Raw genomic sequence first — 571 nt, 5'->3', positions numbered from 1 at the left:
CGGCGTTGATCGCTTTCGCGGCCGCGATCGCGTTCCGTTCGATGCAGGGCACCTGGACCAGCCCGCCGATCGGGTCACACGTCAGGCCCAGGTTGTGTTCCATCGCGATCTCCGCCGCGTTCTCCACCTGCGCCGGGGACCCGCCCATCACCTCCGCCAAACCGGCGGCGGCCATCGACGATGCCGACCCGACCTCGCCCTGGCAGCCGACCTCCGCCCCGGAAATCGAGGCCTGCTCCTTGTACAGCACCCCCACCGCCCCCGCGGCGAGCAGGAACCGGACCACGACGTCGTCGCGGTCCGCCTGGGTGGCGGTGTCCATGCCCGGGGCGAAGTGCAGCGCGTAGAACAGCACCGCCGGGATGATCCCGGCCGCCCCGTTCGTCGGCGCCGTGACTACCCTGCCGCCGGTGGCGTTCTCCTCGTTCACCGCCAGCGCCACCAGGTTCACCCACTCCTGCCAGTACCTGGGGTCGAACGGGCCCGCGTCCCACGCAGCGTCCTGGTCCTGGTCGCGGCGGGTATCGGGGTGTGCGGTTTCCTTCTGCAGCCGTTCGTACCAGTCCGGGGC

General features: G+C 71.1%; 1 protein-coding gene. It reads right to left on the bottom strand.

The window, feature by feature from the left end; translation table 11 throughout:
- A partial coding sequence (locus AC5RT3_RS20625; protein ID WP_494125113.1) for an L-serine ammonia-lyase, iron-sulfur-dependent, subunit alpha occupies window positions 1–571 on the bottom strand: 571 nt, incomplete at both ends.

The sequence above is a fragment of the Arthrobacter sp. Y3221159 genome, from assembly GCF_059089885.1.
Note: the sequence above shows the minus strand (reverse complement) of the source record. Positions and strands in the feature narration are given on the sequence as shown.